Source organism: Neiella litorisoli, assembly GCF_014773395.1.
In the GTDB taxonomy this organism is placed as follows: Bacteria; Pseudomonadota; Gammaproteobacteria; order Enterobacterales; family Neiellaceae; genus Neiella; species Neiella litorisoli.
Genome location: NZ_JACXAF010000001.1, coordinates 349,653 through 369,515, shown reverse-complemented (window position 1 = coordinate 369,515; position 19,863 = coordinate 349,653). Strand labels below are relative to the sequence as shown.

Annotated in this window: 15 protein-coding genes; 4 read left to right on the top strand and 11 right to left on the bottom strand. The window is 49.1% G+C overall.

What is annotated here, in order from left to right; all coding sequences use genetic code 11:
- Positions 1-97: 97 nt before the first annotated feature.
- Entirely contained in the window at positions 98-1,441 is a 1,344-nt protein-coding gene (locus IC617_RS01605; RefSeq protein ID WP_191143228.1) for a sensor domain-containing diguanylate cyclase, read from the top strand.
- 1 nt (position 1,442) lies between these two features.
- Here IC617_RS01605 and glmU read toward each other — a convergent pair whose 3' ends face one another.
- The 9 genes from glmU to IC617_RS01560 all read right to left on the bottom strand — a co-directional run bounded on the left by glmU (position 1,443) and on the right by IC617_RS01560 (position 12,614).
- Entirely contained in the window at positions 1,443-2,807 is a 1,365-nt protein-coding gene (glmU, locus tag IC617_RS01600; protein ID WP_191143227.1) for a bifunctional UDP-N-acetylglucosamine diphosphorylase/glucosamine-1-phosphate N-acetyltransferase GlmU, read from the bottom strand.
- Between the two features lie 82 nt (positions 2,808-2,889).
- On the bottom strand, positions 2,890-4,638 hold the full coding sequence (locus tag IC617_RS01595; RefSeq protein WP_191143226.1) for a tetratricopeptide repeat-containing diguanylate cyclase: 1,749 nt from the start codon (positions 4,636-4,638) through the stop codon (positions 2,890-2,892).
- Positions 4,639-4,776: 138 nt separating this feature from the next.
- Positions 4,777-6,561 carry a GGDEF domain-containing protein gene (locus tag IC617_RS01590; RefSeq protein WP_191143225.1) on the bottom strand — a complete coding sequence of 595 codons (1,785 nt, stop codon included), beginning with the start codon at positions 6,559-6,561 and terminating at the stop codon, positions 4,777-4,779.
- Positions 6,562-6,576: 15 nt separating this feature from the next.
- Positions 6,577-6,879: a hypothetical protein gene (locus tag IC617_RS01585; protein WP_191143224.1), complete on the bottom strand. Its 303-nt coding sequence runs from the start codon at positions 6,877-6,879 to the stop codon at positions 6,577-6,579.
- Between the two features lie 14 nt (positions 6,880-6,893).
- Positions 6,894-7,691 carry an SAM-dependent methyltransferase gene (locus tag IC617_RS01580; protein WP_191143223.1) on the bottom strand — a complete coding sequence of 266 codons (798 nt, stop codon included), beginning with the start codon at positions 7,689-7,691 and terminating at the stop codon, positions 6,894-6,896.
- A gap of 161 nt (positions 7,692-7,852) precedes the next feature.
- Positions 7,853-8,407 (bottom strand): GNAT family N-acetyltransferase, encoded by a 555-nt coding sequence (locus IC617_RS01575; protein ID WP_224745703.1) that lies wholly within the window; start codon positions 8,405-8,407, stop codon positions 7,853-7,855.
- 9 nt (positions 8,408-8,416) lie between these two features.
- The gene (locus tag IC617_RS01570) at positions 8,417-8,611 is read right to left on the bottom strand and encodes a hypothetical protein (protein ID WP_191143221.1); all 195 of its coding nucleotides are present in this window, start codon (positions 8,609-8,611) and stop codon (positions 8,417-8,419) included.
- Positions 8,612-8,739: 128 nt separating this feature from the next.
- Positions 8,740-10,023: a pepsin-like aspartic protease gene (locus IC617_RS01565; protein ID WP_191143220.1), complete on the bottom strand. Its 1,284-nt coding sequence runs from the start codon at positions 10,021-10,023 to the stop codon at positions 8,740-8,742.
- A gap of 764 nt (positions 10,024-10,787) precedes the next feature.
- Entirely contained in the window at positions 10,788-12,614 is a 1,827-nt protein-coding gene (locus IC617_RS01560) for an ABC transporter ATP-binding protein (protein WP_191143219.1), read from the bottom strand.
- A gap of 158 nt (positions 12,615-12,772) precedes the next feature.
- Here IC617_RS01560 and IC617_RS01555 point away from each other — a divergent pair, with 158 nt between their 5' ends.
- Positions 12,773-13,153, top strand: coding sequence for a hypothetical protein (locus IC617_RS01555; protein WP_191143218.1), 381 nt, complete (start codon positions 12,773-12,775; stop codon positions 13,151-13,153).
- A gap of 988 nt (positions 13,154-14,141) precedes the next feature.
- Here IC617_RS01555 and IC617_RS01550 read toward each other — a convergent pair.
- A complete protein-coding gene (locus IC617_RS01550; RefSeq protein ID WP_191143217.1) occupies positions 14,142-15,002 on the bottom strand; it encodes a glycoside hydrolase family 16 protein in 861 nt (286 codons plus the stop codon).
- 143 nt (positions 15,003-15,145) lie between these two features.
- Positions 15,146-16,315, bottom strand: a complete 1,170-nt coding sequence (locus IC617_RS01545; protein ID WP_191143216.1) for a helix-turn-helix domain-containing protein — start codon at positions 16,313-16,315, stop codon at positions 15,146-15,148.
- A gap of 244 nt (positions 16,316-16,559) precedes the next feature.
- On the opposite strand from IC617_RS01545, the gene IC617_RS01540 reads away from it, so the two are divergent.
- Complete coding sequence (locus IC617_RS01540; protein ID WP_191143215.1) at positions 16,560-17,858, top strand: MFS transporter; 1,299 nt, start codon at positions 16,560-16,562, stop codon at positions 17,856-17,858.
- A gap of 296 nt (positions 17,859-18,154) precedes the next feature.
- Positions 18,155-19,849, top strand: coding sequence for a glycoside hydrolase family 30 protein (locus IC617_RS01535; protein ID WP_369410348.1), 1,695 nt, complete (start codon positions 18,155-18,157; stop codon positions 19,847-19,849).
- Positions 19,850-19,863 lie beyond the last annotated feature (14 nt).

The window sequence follows — 19,863 nt, the reverse complement described above, 5'->3', positions numbered from 1 at the left end:
TCTGCCGCTAAACTCTAGTGATTATGCTTTATCGTGCGGCAGTAACAGCAAACAGCCTGTTACAAAAATATAAAGATGGCGCCGAAGTGGATACCAAATGACAGACACACAATCGCAAAACACACTTCATCAATCGTTCAACATGCTGGCCGACAGTGTCATTGTGATTGGCACCGACAGCGTGATTCAAATCGCCAATGAAGCAGCCGACAAGATGTTTGGTTACGACATCGGCGAGTTGGTTGGTCTTGATGTCAAAACCCTGATGCCGAAATCGATTGCCGATAATCATGATGTCATGATGAACAGCCACGGCAGCACCATTCACAACGTCGGTCAAAGTCGCCAGGTGCTGGCTAAGCGCCGCGACGGCTCCTTGTTTCCCATTGAAATTGCCATTGCCAAGCAAACCATTGCTGGCGCGCCTGCTTATGTTGGCGTGGTGCGAGACATGTCGTTGCGGGTTCAGGCTGAATCAACGGCCCGCGAGCGCTTGCACATGCTCACCATGACTGAGCAAATGGCAGGCATTGGTTATTGGAGTGTGGATCTGATCAGCAATCAGCTGTCTTGGTCCGATCAGGTTTATCGTATTCACGGTGTCGACAGAAGCCTTTACCAGCCCAATGTTGAAGATGCGGTGAACTTCTACCACCCGGATGACCGCGATAAAGTGACTCGCTTTATTTCGCAAGCAATCGAACAAAAAAGCAGTTTTGAATTTGAGCTGCGTCTGCTGAACAAACACAGTCAGGTGCGTTATGTTCGCAGTAAAGGCGATGTTGAAGTGAACTCCGAAGGCGACGTGGTGGCTCTGTTTGGGGTTTTTCAGGACGTTACGGAATACAAATTAATTCAGCAGCAGCTTGAACATCGCAACCAAACCCTGATGCAAACCACCATTCAGTTAGAGCATCAGGCCAATACCGACAACTTGACCGGTATTGCTAATCGGCGGGCGTTTTTTACCGAAATGGCACAACTGCTCGACTCCATGAAAATGATGGACGGTGGTTTGGGCCTGTTGATGATCGACATCGACCACTTTAAGCAAATCAATGACACTCACGGTCACGACACCGGCGACAAGGTGCTGATGGAAGTTGCCGACATGCTCAAGCTCAACACCCGTGGTTTGGATATGGTGGCGCGCTTAGGTGGCGAGGAGTTTGTGGTGGTGCTGCCCAATTCTAAAATCCACCACATTGCGCCCATTGCGGAGCGCTATCGGCAGAACATTGAAATGGGGGTTTCCGATCACCTCCCTCAAGTGACCATTAGTATTGGCACCACCTTTGTCAGTGCTAGTCAGCTGACATCAATGGCAGCTCAGCCTGCTAAAGAGCGGATTAACGCGCTACTCAAGCAGGCCGATTTGGCATTGTATAAAGCAAAAAGTGCCGGTCGAAACCAAGTCCAGCACGAAGAACTAATGCTTTAAATTATTTCTTTTTCTCGGGGCGACGCCACTGACTAATGGTTCTTGAACGTGCCCTAGTGATTACTAACTCACCTTCTGAGACATCTGTAGTCACGGTTGTTCCCGCACCAATGGTGGCACCTTTACCGATAGTGACTGGCGCCACAAGCTGCGAATCGGAGCCAACAAAAACGTCATCTTCAATAATGGTTTTGTGTTTATTAGCGCCATCATAGTTACAGGTGATGGTGCCAGCACCAATGTTGACGCCATTGCCAATTTCGCTATCGCCCAGATAAGTCAGATGATTGGCTTTTGAGCCATTGCCCAGACGAGCATTTTTCATTTCAACGAAATTGCCAACATGGGCATCGTCAGCCAGCACCGCACCGGGACGCAATCGAACAAACGGCCCCAAGGTACACTTGCTGCCGACAGTGGCTGATTCAACAATCGAGTTGGGGCGGATCAAGGTATCTTCACCAATGGTGCAATCGGTTAGCACACAATTGGCACCCACTTTAACGCCATCAGCCAGTGTTACTTTGCCTTCAAACACCACGTTGACATCAATTTCTACATCCTGACCCACGGTGAGTTCACCGCGGACGTCAATTCTTGCAGGATCGCGCAGTAGCGCACCGGCGCGCATCAGCTGTTCAGCTTGCAAACGCTGGTATTCACGCTCTAGGTTCGCCAGCTGTACCTTGTCGTTGACCCCTTCCACTTCGGCCTCGGTGGCTGGATGCGCGGCAATAATGCTACACCCTTCTGATGCGGCCATGGCAATAATGTCCGTCAGGTAGTATTCGCCCTGGGCGTTGTTATTGTCGAGATTGCTCAGCCAGCGTTTGAGGTTGGCGGCATCGGCACACAAAATGCCGGTGTTACATTCGTTGATCAGCAACTGCTCTGCAGAGGCGTCTTTTTGTTCGATAATGCCAACGACCTGATCGTTATCATCACGAATAATTCGACCATACCCCGTTGGATTGGCCAGCTTCACCGTGAGCAAGCCAATGCCTCCTTCGGGCTGAGATTCGACCAGTGCTTTGAGGGTGTCGGTGCTGGTCAGTGGCACATCGCCGTACAGCACCAAGACTTTGTCGTTATCAGCAATCGCTGGTAGCGCCTGATCAACCGCATGGCCGGTTCCGAGCTGTTGTGCCTGCTCCGCCCACTGCAAATCGCGCTCAGCCAGTGCTTGTTTCACTAGCTCTCCACCATGACCGTAAACCAGATGGATATTGTTGGCTCCGACCTCGCTGGCGGCATCAATCACATGTTCAACTAACGATTGGTGAGCCAGGGTATGCAGTACTTTAGGCAGACGGGAACGCATGCGGGTGCCTTTACCGGCAGCCAGAATGACAACACTCAGAGCCATGGGAATTCCTTGTAGATTAGGGTGATAAACGCCGAAAGCGGGTGTGATGAAAATGGTAATGCATCGTCGGCAGGATGCAACGTTATTTATCCGGCGCAAATACCGCCAATTGGTCACGACCATTGGCCTTAGCCATTTTTACCGCTGCGCCAGCGTCGCCGAGCAGGCGATCGAGACCGTAGCCAGACAGCCGGTTGTCGGTAATACCAAAGCTGGCGGTCATGGTGGCTTCAAAGCCTGGCGAGCCCGCATCAATGGTATGAATAACTTGCTGAAATTTCTCGGTAACCTCTATCGCGCGCTTGTCATTGCAGCCGAGCAGCAATAAACAGAACTCTTCGCCGCCGGTGCGGGCCAGCAGGTCATTGCGGCGCGTGTGTTGCTGGCAGGCTTTGGCCACTTGTTGCAACACCCAGTCGCCGCGGGCATGGCCGTAGGTATCGTTGACCTTTTGAAACTGGTCAAGGTCAAACAGCACCAAGCTAACCGCTTGCTTGTTGTCTTCGGCATAACTCAGCGCCCGCTCAGCAAGACGCATAAACTGGCTGCGGTTGTGAATAGCGGTGAGGCCATCAAAGGCTGATAGTTGCTTGAGTTTTTGCTGAATCGAACGGCTGCGATACAAAAACATGCCAAGCAGAAAAACGGTGATACACAAGGCGACAATAAACTGGCGATCATTGGTGCGCTGCGCTTCAAGTAAATCTTCCTGCGTTTTTAGCAGTTCGTTTTTATCGTGAAGCGCCTGAATTTCGCTCTCTTTTTCCGAAATTTGCTGTTGCGCCAATTGATAAGCCAAACGCTTTGACGTGGCTTTATTGAGGTATTGTTCGCGCAATTGTAAATGCTGCCGCATTAAGCTGAGCGCTTGCTCGGTACGGCCTTGGTTTTGGCGAATATCGGCCAATAGCAAATAGCCGTCAGCAAGTTTAGCCAGATTGACATCGGCTTCGGTGAGAGTCGTTAAACGCTCAAGCATGGCTTCAGCTTGAGCGACTTGGTTTAGTTGCAAATACGCGCTAGCAAGTAAGTAATGTATTTCAACAAAGTTGAGTACCGTGTCTGAACCTTCAAACTCAACGAGATGAGGTTCTAACAAATCAACAATCAGTTGCGGTTGTTTGGTCAACAAATAACGTTCTGAGACGATGAGCTTAGAAGGGAGATATAGTAACTCCATACCCGAGCAAGAACTTAGCGTGGTGTCGATAATGGATTTATCATTTAACGGTATTTCTAGATTGTTAGCGGCGTTCATCGACAAAATACCGGCTGCGCAACCTAGGCGACCTTTGAGATCTAGCTCGACAATCTTTTGAGCGTTTTTATAACCTAGTTCATATTGTTCAATATTGTTGAAAAATTGGGCGAGAATAGCTGTTGAGTAATGATGAAGGTTGTCCGATTCGGGCAACCGGGTGATGAGCTTAGTTAGCTTGTTAGCTGCTGATAAGCCTTTTGACCAGTTTGCGGTTGCAGTGTAAACGTTGACAAGTGAAATATTGACTAAGACTGCGACGTTGATTGAGCGAGTCTCATCCGCAAGTGCAGTCAAACTCGACTCAGCCTCTGCGAAACGGCCTTGCAACGTTAGGTAATAGCTTTGTAAATAAGATAAATAGCTTACTTCTGCGCCGTTTAGCTGACGTGATTCCAACTCAGCAATCATGGCTGTTAGTTGCTCAATATTGGACGAGCGTAAGGCGACCGCTGAATCAATCAGATCGGGCGTCGCGATGTGGCTGTAATCTTGCTGCTCCGGTGTTGCGATAACCGAACTGCTGAATAACAGCGCTAACAAGCACCAGCGTTTTGCAAGTTTACTAATCAAATGAGTGCCTTTTTGACGGGCCTAGCGCCATCGTAATCGTTTACGTTGAACGATTCTTTGTCGGCGGATCAAACTAGCAACAAAAAACGACGAATGAAATAGATTGTATGCAACTTATGATCAGTGTCGAATTAGCCGTTACCCAAGCGGGGCTGGCGAGTCATCTGGTTTAAGTAATGAGGTGTGTTCGGCGGAAGGGTCATATAAGGAGACGGTATTGCGGCCACTCGACTTAGAGCAATACAGGGCTTCGTCGGCATCGGCGAGAATGCGATCCAGCTCGTAGCCAGACAGGGCGTTGTCGCTGACACCAAAACTGCCGCTGACTTTAAAATCAAAACCTGATTCTTTGGTGTCGATGTTATTGATGGCTCTGCGGCATTTCTCTGCCACGTCCAGCGCGGTATGGCTGTCACAACCAAGGAGTAAGAAGCAAAATTCTTCGCCACCAACTCGGGCAAAGACGTCATTTTTGCGGGTTAACTCCTGACAAGCTGCGGCGACTTGCTTGAGCACCCAGTCACCACAGGCATGACCGTAGGTGTCGTTAATCTTCTTAAATAAATCGAGGTCAAATAACACCACACTGGCCGATTGTTTGCTGTCTTTAGCAAAGGTCAGTGCGCTTTTGGCAAGCTGAGTAAAGTGGCCACGATTATAAACACCGGTAAGAGCATCAAATTCGGCCAATTGTTTTAACCGTAATTGGTTTTGGCGGGCTTTGTATAAATAAGCTGCGAGCAATACTAAACAGGTCGCTAATAAAACAATAAATAGCTGTTGGTTTTCTTTTTCTGATTGGGTTAGTTGTTGTTCTAATTTTAATAGATCATTTTGATCGGCAAGAGATTTGTTTTCTCGCTCTATTTCTTTAATTTTATGCTCCGCAAGCCTGACAGAGTAGTTGCGAGCTTCCAAATCATTCAAATAAATGCTGTTCCTCTCTGAGTACTTAACATAGTAATTCAGGGATGACTCATACAAACCTTGAATATAGTAAATCCTGTACAAGACCCAGTATGCAGTTATGGTGCTTTTTGTTGCTCCCGGAGAATTATCAAAAATCAAAGCCTCTTTTGCGTATGACTCTGATTCTAAATTTTTTCCTATATTTAAGTATGCTTTAGCTAGTAATGCGTAATAACCTGGCAAAAGTATCTCTTTGCCTAAGTCGTTAAGTTCATAGACAATAGCTTCCGACTCTTTTATGACTTGTAATGGTTTAACATCGACAAGGGACTCGAAGTAGAGGAGTCTAATAATATTAGATACATAAACTTCATTCGCCGAATCGCAGGCATCGATAGCTCTCTCAACTAGTCCCGTTCCTTTTTCCAAGGCCAAGTTTTTATCGAATGACTCAACTGAAAGCTGATACCACATACACTTATTTCTAGTGTTAAGTGAGCCTACATCCAAATTAGACAGCGATATTCTTGCCATTTCATAATTCTGGGCTTGGACGTAAAAGAAAGGAACAAATAAACCGGCGTTTTGAGCTAAGCTGGAATCGGAAATCTTTTCAATATTTGATGTTACAAACATCAAGCTATCCAATCCAACTTGCCAATTTCTGGAGTAAAGTGAAGCTGTTCCCATAAGTACATGGGTTCTCATTAATAAGTTCAGATCTTCAGAGTTGTTGATTATTTTTTGGCCAATATCTAGCGACCGAGGGACGTTACCTGATGAAAATTCTCTATAAGCTTTAAAATATTCAAGTTCGTTTAATTGGTGGGGTGTTAACTGTTCTGAATTTCTCTCAAGTAATGCAATTCCATGGTTATACTCAATTTGGTTGGTGCTTTTTATTTCATAAAGATTATTTATTGTGTTTTCAAATTTGTTTTCTGAAAAGCAAAAAGGGGAAAAGAAAGCACATAACGCCCATGCATAAACAAATATGTGCTTCCAATTGCTCACTTGCTTATATCTCTATTAAGCAGCTTTCGAGTTAGATGGAGTATCATCTGATTCTTTTTCATCTCCACCTTCATCATCATCTGCCGGCAAGATAATTACATTGGTTGGCACTCCAACTTTCATACCCGCCGCTTTTTCCAAGGATGCTTGGGTAAGATCGTCGTTGTCTTCATCTGCAACGACAACAACGACATTCATTGGTTGATTTTGAATACGGACCTGCTCAGCCAAATCTGCTTTTGCTGACTGCATAGCTTTTGGCGTTTGCAAACTAGCGTCTTGCCCCAGTTTTTCTAACATATCGATAATAGACGGCATAAATTTAATCCTTATTATGCTGGGTTTAATTGAGTTTCTTCTTCTAATTTGGCCAGCTTGGCCAAAATGGGTTCATTACGCTGCATTGGCTGACAGGCGGGCACTACCATGGTGGTGTGCTGAGATAACTCGGCCTGCGGCAAGTCGCGTAATGGAATTCGGTCAATGCGGGTATCATCAATAGGTAATACCGGCGCTTCGTAAAGAATCACTTCATGATCAAGCGGGTAGTACTGTGCCAGCATGTCCACCAGAATTTGAAGTTTGCCGCTATCGGTTGAGAATTTACTGAGGCTGCGATCACCGGTAAGACCCACCTGCCAGAGTATAAGTAGCGCCGCTGGATCGAGCTGGCGTTTATAAAACATAAACTGGCTGGTTTCATATTGAATGCAGCCGGTTTTACCTGGGTCTAAGCCAAGGTCCGCCACTAAACAGTCTTCGGCCGAAATACCGGGTAACATGCGGGCTTCAAAACCTTCTTTTCTGGCCCAATCAATGGCTTTGTGGGGTACCAAGGCAAAAACGCCGGGGTGACCATAAAAAGCACCCACCACTTTGTTGCCGGCGCGTACTTCAGCCATCATGGCTTCGGCCATTTCATTGTAAGTTTTATTACGGTTTTTACCTTCTGAGTAGAAGGGTTGGAGACTTTGGCAATTGGCGTTCATTTCACCAATCCAAGCTTCGACCAGACTGTTAGAGACTAGTACAAAGACTTTGTCAGCTTGTTCAATATAACTGCGGCTAAGGGGGCAGATATGAGCGCCCAGCATCATTCCCGTGCCGACACAAACAAGACTCCCTGACATTTTTTTGACTCCCTTTAGCAAAAACACAAAACTAACAATAATTGAGCAATGTTGGAACCTTTAGATCACACCAATATGCTGGTAGTTGGCAATTATTTTGGCCTAAACGCTGATTCACGATGGTGCCGCTCTGTTTGGTTTCAAACCTATGTCAACCGTCGCTATGGTGTGTAGCAACAAATTTGGGTATCGGAATCCGATGGTAAAAACTCGAAACCAAGTTTTTTCACAAATCTCGCCGTCGCTAAATTCCGAGACATAAACTCAGCGGTGATTCGTTTTAATCCCCATTGTTGAATACCAAAGTCCATGACTACTTGCATGGCTTCTTCTGGGAATAGTTTGCCATTGGCTTCTGTCAGCAACATGATGCCAATTTTGGCATTACTTAAATCTGCTTCTATTTCGTAAAAGCAGATGATCCCAATGGGTAGCCCATCGATTTGTTGTTTGATAACCCAAACCAGAGCTTTGGGTGGCGGAGACGCTATAACTTTTAGTGTGTGCTCGAACATAGCATCCACTTTCTCCTTTGAGAAAGGTGGGGCGGTATTGCGCATTATTTTGGGGTCTGTGTATAAGCGCTGATAAAGCCATCGCTCATGCTCAGTAAGTGGGGCCAACTCTAAGCGCTGGGTAGTTAGCCGAGGAAAGAGAGCCTGCTGGGGCACTTCTTTCTCGGCTAATGGCTGTTGCTGGTTGCAGCTGGCAGTCATACCGTTTTTTTAAAATGTTTCGGTTTGGCTAATACCCGTCTCGCCAGTGCCATCTTCATCTGGCGCTAAAATAATCATGTTCATTGGCTTAACAAGGTTCTGACAAGTGGCCATGAATTGTTCTTTCATTGCTGCCAGAGTTTCTGCGTTTTGGTTTGATGCGTTTGCACCGAGTTGTTCAAGAGTGGCTACCCAACTAGACATAATACTTCCCTTACTACTTACTAAATTGTGTTAGTGGTGGTCAAAAAGTGAGCGTTTCATGTTAGTGATTAACAAAAATTTATCAAGTGCTGATTGCGATTGTTTATTGCTCTTGCTCAAAGTAAGCGCTAACTGGCGGGTGCAAAACGAATCACACCTAATTCATGCTCGGCTCGGTCGAATACCACATAGTAATCATTGAGTAGCGGCAGGCCTATTAGACTTTGGTTTGGCCAATTCGGTAGCTGGCTAATGATTTTAAACACTGCTTTACCGGGCGCGGGGCTGTTAAATTGCCAGTAATCGCTGGGTTTGCAGGTTAAGACTTGCTCGCCGGTTTCACTATCAAAATGAAAGTGTAAATCGGGCCAATCATTAAGATTGATTTTGCTGGCATCAATGCCGGTTGCCATAAAATTGGTGTCTTTAAATGGTTCGATTAAGGCATTAAATTCTTGCGAAATGGCGGTAAACCCTTGCTTCATGTGCTCAAACAAATCATGGGTCAGTGCCAGCACCGAACAGCCGGTGTCGACAATGGCATTGGTAAAGTAATTGTGTTCATGAGCTTGATCGATTGGCGCAGCCGCCACCGGTGCTCCGCTACCCACCTGAAACTTATTCAGCACCACGTTGTAGTAGCAATCATGCTTAACGTCGATGGTTTGAAACTCACCCTGATACAGTTCGGTATGCTCTTCGCCGCCGCCAAGGATTAAGTAACCTTGGTTGAGCGGATCGGCTTTCAGCGCTTCGTCATCGGCTTTGGCATCGGTAACGTGAACGCTGGATCGCTTGCTGTAAAACGACCATTTGTTGGCGGTTAGCCCGAGTTCTTCCATTTGGGTGAAATATGGCAGCAAGTCTTTTTCTGGTTGTTGCCAGAGGAATTTTTTGAACTGCTTGAGATCGTCACTATTAAAATGTGCGTTGCCCATTTCAACACAATCTGGTGTACCAAATGGCCACGGATAGGTGTGTGGCGGCTCAATATTATGATGATCGAGGTAGTGGGCTAAATCATAACTTTTGTTGAGGTGACGATACGCTAAACCGAGAATGCCGTTGGCTTTGCCGAAGGTTTTGTTTTGGTTTTCATTGGAGATCAGCGCAACGGGGCAATTGTCCATGGTGATGGCGTCATGGGCATGCTCAACGGTGACTTGAGTATTGATGACCGGGCCGTCCCAGCCGCCGATGCCGTAGGTGATTTCTTGCGCTAATGTGGTTGGTTCGAGCAGGGTATCGCCGGTGGCGTGGTAGCAAGTTTGGTTCATGACTAAGGTTGAGCTGCCGCTGTCGAGGATCAGGTTGACGGGGCTTTGTTCGCTGCCAATATGCAGTGTGGCGGTGTAGTCGCCGTAGGCGTAAATATTGGTGATCGGCAGTTTGATGGTTTTCGGCTGGGCCATGTTGTTGCTTCCTTGTCCTCTACTCGGCGCTGGCTGGGAAACATCCTACTTTGACTGAGCTGGCAGTACAAACTCCTTGCTCTCTCCGAGCGTTATCGGCAGCAAGTTACAGCGAAGTAGTGACGCTCAAGTCCATCCATGGAGCGCTCTACAACAAGCATCCCTGCTTGTTGAAGCACGACTTCGCTGCAACTCGCTGCCTCTTCGAAGCTCTGTGGGCTGTTTGATTGCTCTGAATCTTTCGAAAAGTTCGGAAGGTCTTCGTTCAAACTAAGGCTACACCAATCTAGGTATGGCGCTAGCACCGGACTGAAGTATGGGGTGCGATAGTTTCTGCAGCAAGCTTCTGCCGCAGGGATGCGGCAGTAGAGCCATCATGGAAGATTTTACGGCGTCTTGCTAAAGGAACTATTGGTTCCCTTGCGTTATCAACTTCAAGCTTTTTATCTTCGGCATATAATCGGCAGCAAGTTTCAGCGAAGCATTGCCGATTGGTGAAGTACTCAGTTCAAACTCAGACACGTCGTGAATACTTCCCTGTAGACTCTGCCGCAGCTTCCCTGCTGCGGAAGGTCTTCGTTCAAACTGAATGCTCCACCAATCTAGGTATGGCGCTAGCACCGGACTGAAGTAAGGGGAGCGATAGTTTCTGCAGCAAGCTTCTGCCGCAGGGATGCGGCAGTAGAGCCATCAAGGAAGATTTTACGGCGTCTTGCTAAAGGAACTATTGGTTCCCTTGCGGAGCCTGCTCTTGACGTTGCCAACTACTCCAATCCCAAGAAGCCGCCGGATTGGTGCTGCCACAAACGAGCGTAAGTGCCATTTTGAGCCAGCAGTTGCTGGTGGCTGCCCTGCTCGATGATGCGGCCCTCGTCGAGCACGATCAGTCGATCCAAAGCGGCGATGGTTGATAGCCGGTGAGCAATTGCAATCACCGTCTTACCAGCCATCAGTTCATTCAAACTCCGCTGAATCGCCATTTCCACTTCCGAATCCAACGCCGACGTTGCCTCATCAAGCACCAAAATCGGCGCATCTTTGAGTAATACCCGAGCAATTGCAATGCGTTGACGTTGGCCGCCGGATAGCTTTACGCCGCGCTCTCCAACCATGGCGTCGTAACCGTGGCGGCCCTTGTTGTCTTCCAGCGATTGAATAAACTCATCGGCCTCGGCACGGCGAGCGGCTTGTTTCAGTTCCGCATCACTCGCATCTGGGCGACCAAACAAAATATTGTCGCGCACTGAGCGGTGCAGCAGCGATGTATCCTGCGTCACCATGCCAATTTTGCTGCGCAAACTGTCTTGTTCAACCTGTTGAATAGCCTGATCGTCAATCAGTATTTGGCCCGAGTTGGGGTCATAAAACCGCAGCAGCAAGTTGACCAAGGTTGACTTGCCTGCGCCAGAACGACCGACTAACCCGATTTTCTCGCCGGGCTTAATCGTCAGGTTTAAGTTGTTGAAAATTGTTTTATCGCCATAGCTGAAATGGATATCACGAAACTCAATTTTGCCCTGTGGCACCGTCAGTCGTTTAGCATTGGCTTGGTCTTTAATCGTCACCGGCTGCGATAGAGTATTCATGCCATCTTGCACTGTGCCGATGTTCTCGAACAGTGACGCCACTTCCCACATGATCCACACCGACATGCCCTGCAAACGCAGCGATAAAGCCAGCGCAACAGCAATCGCGCCGGTAGTGATGTCGCCTTTAGACCAAAGGTAAATGGCCACAGCGGCAATCATCACCAGCAAGCTGTAGTTAATCAGGGCCACGGCAAAGTCGAGCTTGGTGACCAAGCGCATTTGCGGGTAGACGGTGCCGAGAAAGGTTTTCATGGTGCCTTTGGCATAGTCCGATTCGCGGCGAGCGTGGGAGAACAGTTTGACGGTGTTGATGTTGGTATAGCTGTCCACCACAGCGCCGGTCATGGTGGCGCGGGCATCGGCCTGTTGCTCTGATACCAGTTTGAGCCGAGGCAGGAAGTAACGTAACACTAGAATATAAGCCAGCAGCCAGAGCAGCAATGGCGCGGCCAAGCGCAGATCAGCAGCGGCGACTAATCCGACCATAGAGAAAAAATACACGCCGACGTAGAGCATCACGTCGAGCACTTTCATGACGGTTTCACGTACGGCCAATGCGGTTTGCATGACTTTGGTCGATAACCGGCCGGCCAAGTCGTTCTGGTAAAATTCCATGCTTTGTTGCAGCAAAAAGTTATGCGCTAACCACCGGATCCGCATGGGGTAGTTACCCAGCAGGGTTTGGTGCTTAATGGTTGAGCCGAGTAGTTCAAGCAGCGGTATTCCAATGGCCACCAGCACCCCAATAATGACTAGCGACCAGCCGTGTTGCTCAATAATGGTGTCTGGTTCGAGTGTGGTGAGCCAGTCAACAAGGACGCCGACGAGGCCAAATAAGCTGGCTTCGATAATGGCAATGATGGCGGTGAAAAACGACATCAAGAGTAAAAAGCGCCCTGCTCCGCGGGTGTAGTAACGGCAGAACTGCCATAGCCCAGTCGGTGGTGGTGTGTCGGGCTGATTGGGAAATGGCTCAATCAGGCGCTCAAAAAAACGAAACATGCAGGGTGACTCGAGGCTGGTTGTCGAATAAGGGGCGTTCATCATACCAGAAGGTATTAAAATTGGCGGAAATCAATACTGGGCGGCAGCAACCGGCGCAAACTTGTGATAAGTAAGCTGCTAGCAGTAATAGCGACGTTGACAAAGGAACGGACAACATGCGCGCGCACGGTCAGTGGCATATTGAGCTCAATGGGCCGCTTATTCGATTAGTTTTGCTGGATGCCTTTAATGAGGAGGGGATCCGGCAGTTACGACAGGCGTTAAAACGCGCCATCAACAGTGGTGCGGAAATGCCACAATTGGCACTGACAGACATTCGCGATAGTGCCATTGCCATTCCTGAAGCTTATCAAGATATCCGAGAGTTACATTCTGCTATGGCGGCGATTGGGGTGCGCAAGGCGGCTTACTGCTGCGCGGCTCATTGTGCTTATGGTGAGTTTGTTTTGGAGCCGCTTTGGCAACATGTGCCGGGAGTGCAGCGAGGTTATTTCCGAGATGACAAGGACGCTTTGGCCTGGCTGCAGCAAGATTGATGTTTCACATGAAACACCGGAGAAGTTGGGTTATCAACTTCTAGCTTTTTATCTTCGGTATGTAATCGGCAGCAAATTTCAGTGAAGCATTGCCGATTGGTGAAGCACTCAGTTCAAACTCAGACACGTCGTGAATACTTTGCTGACGGGCTCCTGCCCTTTGCAAAGCCCCGCTCCGGCTTCCTGCCTACGCGACAACTTTATAAAGTTGTCCCCTGTAGACTCTGCCGCAGCTTCCCTGCTGCGGAAGGTCTTCGTTCAAACTGAGTGCTCCACCAATCTAGGTATGGAGTTAACGCCGGACTGAAGTAAGAGGTGCGATAGTTTCTGCAGCAAGCTTCTGCCGCAGGGATGCGGCAGTAGAGCCATCATGGAAGATTTTACGGCGTCTTGCTAAAGGAACTATTGCTCCTCTTGCGTTACCGACTCCTGACTTTCTTTATTTCGGCATGTAATCGGCAGCAAGTTTCAGCGAAGCATTGCCGATTGGTGAAGCGCTCAGTTCAAACTCAGACACGTCGTGAATACTTTGCTGACGGGCTCCTGCCCTTTGCAAAGCCCCGCTCCGGCTTCCTGCCTACGCGACAACTTTATAAAGTTGTCCCCTGTAGACTCTGCCGCAGCTTCCCTGCTGCGGAAGGTTTTCGTTCAAACTGAGTGCTCCACCAATCTAGGTACGGAGTTAACGCCGGACTGAAGTAAGGGGAGTAATAGTTTCTGCAGCAAGCTTCTGCCGCAGGGATGCGGCAGTAGAGCCATCATGGAAGATTTTACGGCGTCTTGCTAAAGGAACTATTGCTCCTCTTGCGTTACCGACTCCTGACTTTCTTTATTTCGGCATGTAATCGGCAGCAAGTTTCAGCGAAGTAGTGACGCTCAAGTCCATCCATGGAACGCTCTGCAACAAGCATCCCTGCTTGTTGAAGCACGACTTCGCTGAAACTTACTACCTCTTTGAAACTCCGTGGGCTGTTTGGTTTCGCCGCTCTTACGGCAAGTATTCGTGCTTCACCCAGTCGACTTCCATCTCCCAGTAGGGCACGTTCATTTTGCCATCGTTGATTTTGGCAAAATTAAGAATGGCAAAGAACGGCTCCGGCAGAGCGCTGGCTTCACCTTTGAGGCGATACACTTCCACGTCATCGAGACGGAAGATAATATCGCCGCCAAGCCACTCAACCGAATAATCATGGAACTCGTCCAAATTCGACTCTTGCACCAACATTTGAGCCTGCCAATCTCCACCATCACAGTGACCTAAGCTCTTGATGGTGCGGGCCGCGTAGTGATTTGGGCCACCGTCGCTGTGGTGCTCAAAAATGTCCAACTCACCAGAGCCAACCATTGGCCAGCACACCGTCTCGTCAGCTTCTTGCACCGGCGGCTCATTGTTCTGTGCGCCAAGTAACCACCATGCTGGGAACATACCGTTCTGGCCACTGTTTGGCACCCGCAGTCGTGCAGTCCACTTGCCGCCAACAAACTCTTTCAGGTTTTTCGACGCAATGCGACCCGCGACATATTGTGTGTCTGGGTGCTGTTTGCCATCTTTGCTCATATTGTCGCAAGGCTGTTTCACGCCTAAATCGACAACGCGGAGCTTCAACGTGCCATTGCTCACTTCGCGGGTATTGTGGGCGCCGTCGCGAACGTAACACTGATCTTCATTGTTAACCCAGAGGATTTGGTCCTGCCAGTTGGCCGGATCAAAGCGGTCAAAGTCATCAAAAAAATCCACTTTCCATTCGACTTGCTGATCGCTGCTGGTGGCTTGGCTGGCCTCAGCGGCACAGACATTGGCGGCGAAAATGGCGGTGGGGATAAGCGCCAAAGAAAGTAGTTGCTTCATACAAACTCCAGGATGTTGATTTCGTTGTTACCGGGAAAAGTTGCGCAAATACTAGGTTTTCGCCGGTTTCTCGGCGTCTGTTTACAGGTTTTTAAGCCGAACTTGAGGAAAACTGTGAGCTAGGTCTGCTGATCTGGCCGATTTTAACGATCGGCCGACAACTGCTTTTTGCGATAGGCCGATGGCGTCATGCCCTCGCTTTTGCGGAAAAAGCTGTAGAACACCGACTTACTGTTAAAGCCAACTTCATAAAAAATATCGGTGATGGCCTTATTCGGTTGTTCAACCAAGGTGCGCTTAGCGTCCTCAATGCGATAGTGATTAATGAACTCGTAAAAATTCATTTGGAAGTGGTGATTCAACGTCACTGACAGCACTTTCGGGCTAATCGCCAATGCCGTTGCCAGACTGTCGATGGTGATTTCTGAGTCCAAGTAAGGTTGCTCGGTGCGCATGTAGTGCTTGATCCGCTCCACCTCGCCACTCTTTTCATTGCCGACTTCTGGCTGATGGCTCGCCGCCTCAGTTTCTGGCAGTTGAATTTGTTCAACCCAAGGGCCGCGCGCAATGGTGTAAGTGAGCAGCGCCAATAGCAGGACAAAAGTCAGGTGGTAGATCGACACGCCAATGTCGCTAAGCACGCTAATTTCGATGGGTTCAAACAGGTTGAAGATCTTCACTGCCGCCAACACCGAATCGCCAGCAAACACCACCACAAAGCCAACTACCAGAGTATGCAGCCACGTTAAATTGACCGCCGTTAAATCGGCCTTGGTTTCTTTTTGTTGCTCGCGGTAGCGGGCGATCAGCACCAAGCAGCCCACGGCGTAAGCGACTCGGCCGAGTTTGATCAGCAAATCGAGCACCACGTAATGCCATGACGTGGTCAGGCTAAAGTGTTGAATCATGGTCTGCTTGGCGGCGGCGCTTTGGCCGTAATACACCGCCATCATGTAGATGAGGTAAGCAAGCAACGGCAAGGCGTGTAACAGCTGCGCCTTACCGACATTGAAGTCGCGATAGATCAGCGTTTTGGCGAACAAAAACAGCAATACACCATCGACTAAATAGCCAAAGCTACCGATAAAAAACAAATTGCTGGAAGCGTCAAGAATGGTGTAGCGAAACTGCAGGCCGTAGTAGCTCAGTTCATGCCAAGCAATCAGCGTATGAGCCAACAAAAAACCGACCAGAAAGGGCGTGCTGGGGTGTTTTTGGCGTTGTGCCAAATAAAACAAACCCGCCAATACCGCGCACAGCAGCGCCGTCATCGCTAGGGTCAGATCGTGTAAATTGAAAAGGACTTTATCCATTGGCTGGAGATGGTACTTGATGTTTATTGGCGATTCCAAGCTTTCAAAAGCAATCGCGATCCGCCGCAGAAAAAACTGTTGTAAACGCCGCTGTTTGTATATTTTAGGGTGGCGGGCTTGAGTAAGACATAGAGCGAACCAAGCTCCCCCACAACCAAATCACTCGCAAATTATAAAACTGGAGAGAGCCATACCCATGTGCTGTTGGGATGGCATTAAATCAAACATATAAGCGAGAAAATAAATGAAAATGAAAGGATTACGCTGGTGGGTGGTCGGCCTTATCGCCGTAGCCGCTGTCATCAACTATATCGATAGGCAAACGTTGGCGGTGTTGTGGCCAACCATTGCTGCCGATTTGTATCCCGACAAAAGCATTGATGAGCGCAATGAGATCTATGGTCTGATTAGCACCATCTTCATTTTGGCTTACGCCTTTGGCCAAGCGATTTTCGGCAAAATTCTCGATTGGGTTGGTACCCGTATCGGCTTTGCTTTATCCATTGGTTTTTGGTCGTTAGCCACTGTCCTGCATGCCTTTGCCAAAGGCGTCACCTCATTCAGCATTCTGCGGGTTGTGCTCGGGGTTGCCGAAGCCGGTAACTGGCCTGGCGCAGCAAAAGGCAATGCGGAGTGGTTTCCGGCCAAGCAGCGCGCATTGGCACAGGGCATCTTTAATGCCGGTGCGTCGCTCGGTGGCTTGGTGTCGATCCCTATTATTGGTTATTTGGCGCTCGTCATGAGCTGGCAAATGATCTTTATTGTGGTCGGTCTGATTGGCTTTTTGTGGCTGGTGCCTTGGCTGGTCTTGGTCAAAGCGCCGCCGGAAAAACACCCGTGGATCACCAAAGAGGAGCGTGAGTTTATTCTCTCGGGCCAGTTATCGAGCAGTGATCCGCAAGATAAGCCGGTTGATGCTTACAACCCTTCTACTGCCGAGCTGCTTAGCCGTAAACAAAGCTGGGGCGTGATCATTGCCTCGGCAGCGATTGACCCCATTTGGTGGCTGTTTGTAGTGTGGATCCCCATTTACCTCAGCACCAGTTTTGGTATGGATGTTGGCGAAATTGCTCGCTTTGGCTGGGTGCCATTTGTTGGCGCTATGGTTGGCGCCCTGTTCGGCGGCTTTGTCTCGCAAAGCTTGATGAAGCGCGATTGGAGCGTCAATGCCGTACGCAAGTTGGTGATCACCTTTGGCGGTCTGATCATGCTGGCGTGTTTGTTGGCACTGGCAAAACCAGCATCGCCTTTGGTTGCGGTGCTGATCATGGCGGGCGTGTTGTTTGGCTTTCAGATTGCCATTAGCAGCGTGCAAACCTTGCCGGCCGATATGTTTGGCGGCAAAACCGTGGGTACGTTAGCGGGCTTTGCTGGCATGGCGGCTAAGTTTGCCGCAGCGGGCGTGACCTTTATTATTCCGGCGATTACCGCCGGTGGTAACTTTGCCCCCGCCTTTATCTTTGGCGCAGGTTTGGCGATCACTGCGCTGTTGGCGATATGGCTACTGTGTCCGAAGATTGAGCCACTGAAACCGAAAAACTAACTCGCCTCAATTCACTCATCTCAAGGCGCCAGAAGCTGGTTCTGGCGCCTTCGTTACTCTCAAACCAACTTGTTTTGCGGTGATGATATTGCCCCCTGCTCGCGATCAAGATCACGAACTGAAAAAGTAGCAAATCTTGCTGTAGCCCTTGTCAGATAAGGGGTGTTCGACTGTACGACAAACAATCGAACCCGCAATTTGGCTACCCGACTCGTACTCAGACGACCATTATTTCAGTTGTCGCCACTATTGGCCGCAACGAATCCCATGACTTATCCCAATGTAGAGGACGAATTGTGAAAACAGTTGCCCCCAAGAAGCTTGTCGCTGCCATTTCTGCTGCTCTGACTGTTGGTCTGCTCAGTGCCTGCAGTCAAACGACGAGCAATGATTATGCATTGACCAAGACCAGTGAAATTATCGTCACCAATGAAGCCGGTGATGTGCAGGCGCTTAAACCGAATGTTGCTTTTGTCGATCAGGCGCAACAAGCGCAAGCCGTGATCACCATTAGCCCGGATATCAAAAAGCAAACCATTGTTGGTATTGGCTCCTCGTTTACTGAGTCATCGGCGTTTATACTGGCCCACTTAGAGCCGGAAGTTCGCGCCGAGGTGATGAATAATGTCTATGGCGCTGAGGGCGCTAACTTTAGCCTGACCCGAACGCCAATCGGAGCCACCGATTTCTCGGTTGAAGGTCAGTGGTCCTATGCCGATGTTGCAGGCGATGTCAGCCTCAAGCACTTCTCCATCGAAGAGGACAAAAACGGCTTTAGCAAAGCCAAATATCCCAACATCAAAGATGAAAGCTTTGATGTGCTGCCGATGATCCATGAAGCTTTGGCGATTAAAGCCAAGCAGGACGATTCCGATTTACGGATCATTTCTTCGGCTTGGACCGCACCTTCGTGGATGAAAGACATCGATACTTGGTATATCCGGCCAACGCCAGAAAATGGCTATCAAGGCACAGGCGGCGAATTAAAGCCTGAGTACGTCAGCACCTATACCGATTACCTGCTGAAGTATCTTGATGCATACCAAGCCGAAGGTGTGGATATTTGGGCGCTCACCCCAGTGAATGAGCCGGCGGGCAACAGTGGCCAGTGGGAAAGCATGCACTTTACCCCAGAAACCCAGCGCGACTTTATTAAAGCTCACCTTGGCCCAACACTGGCGGCAAGTAGCCACAAAGATGTCAATGTGTTGATTTACGACCAGAACCGCGATCACCTCGAAGACTGGACCGATACCATTCTGGGCGATCCAGATACCGCGCAATATGTCTATGGCACCGCCGTTCACTGGTACAGCAGCACTTACAAGGTTTATGAAGATGCGTTGGAGCGGGTGGCGACTAAATTCCCAGGCTACGGCATCATCAACACCGAAGCGACCATTGATGACTTGGGCAAGCCTGCGCCGGGTGGTGTCTCCGATCCGGAAAACTTCCAAGAAAGTGACTGGTTCGGCAACGATGCATTCTGGTGGAACGACACCGCCACTGACTGGGCGTATTCCGCTGAATGGGCGCCGAATGCTGAAGATCACCCCATTTACACACCGGTCCACCGCTATGCCCGCAACATTATCGTTAGTCTCGATCACTGGATGGAAGGCTGGGTTGACTGGAACATTGTGCTTGACCACAACGGTGGCCCGAACCATGTCGGCAACTTCTGTGGCGCACCGATCATGATCGACACCAACACCGGTGAGATTTACTACACGCCAGTGTTCCATGTGTTAAGCCAGTTTAGCCGCACCATTCGTCCGGGCGATGTGGCGGTTCAAACCAGCATCGACCGTGGCCAGTTGGGTGACGATGACTTGCATACCAGCGCGACCCTCTCTGCCGACAACTTGCTGAGCGTGCAGTTGCTGAATACCACTAAAAAGCCAATTGATTACGCGTTAAAAATTGGCGAGCAGATGGCCAACATCACCATTGATGCCAATGCTGTGCAGACCGTGCGAGTGCAACTTTAACAGCGCCCCCAATT

Bases quoted from the DNA above. Each gene is read 5' to 3' on its own strand.
- IC617_RS01555 (WP_191143218.1), top strand. From the start codon at position 12,773: ATGCGCGCGCACGGTCAGTGGCATATTGAGCTCAATGGGCCGCTTATT.
- IC617_RS01580 (WP_191143223.1), bottom strand. From the start codon at position 7,691: ATGTCAGGGAGTCTTGTTTGTGTCGGCACGGGAATGATGCTGGGCGCT.
- IC617_RS01540 (WP_191143215.1), top strand. From the start codon at position 16,560: ATGAAAATGAAAGGATTACGCTGGTGGGTGGTCGGCCTTATCGCCGTA.
- IC617_RS01605 (WP_191143228.1), top strand. From the start codon at position 98: ATGACAGACACACAATCGCAAAACACACTTCATCAATCGTTCAACATG.
- IC617_RS01585 (WP_191143224.1), bottom strand. From the start codon at position 6,879: ATGCCGTCTATTATCGATATGTTAGAAAAACTGGGGCAAGACGCTAGT.
- glmU (WP_191143227.1), bottom strand. From the start codon at position 2,807: ATGGCTCTGAGTGTTGTCATTCTGGCTGCCGGTAAAGGCACCCGCATG.
- IC617_RS01545 (WP_191143216.1), bottom strand. From the start codon at position 16,315: ATGGATAAAGTCCTTTTCAATTTACACGATCTGACCCTAGCGATGACG.
- IC617_RS01560 (WP_191143219.1), bottom strand. From the start codon at position 12,614: ATGTTTCGTTTTTTTGAGCGCCTGATTGAGCCATTTCCCAATCAGCCC.
- IC617_RS01565 (WP_191143220.1), bottom strand. From the start codon at position 10,023: ATGGCCCAGCCGAAAACCATCAAACTGCCGATCACCAATATTTACGCC.
- IC617_RS01570 (WP_191143221.1), bottom strand. From the start codon at position 8,611: ATGTCTAGTTGGGTAGCCACTCTTGAACAACTCGGTGCAAACGCATCA.
- IC617_RS01550 (WP_191143217.1), bottom strand. From the start codon at position 15,002: ATGAAGCAACTACTTTCTTTGGCGCTTATCCCCACCGCCATTTTCGCC.
- IC617_RS01575 (WP_224745703.1), bottom strand. From the start codon at position 8,407: ATGACTGCCAGCTGCAACCAGCAACAGCCATTAGCCGAGAAAGAAGTG.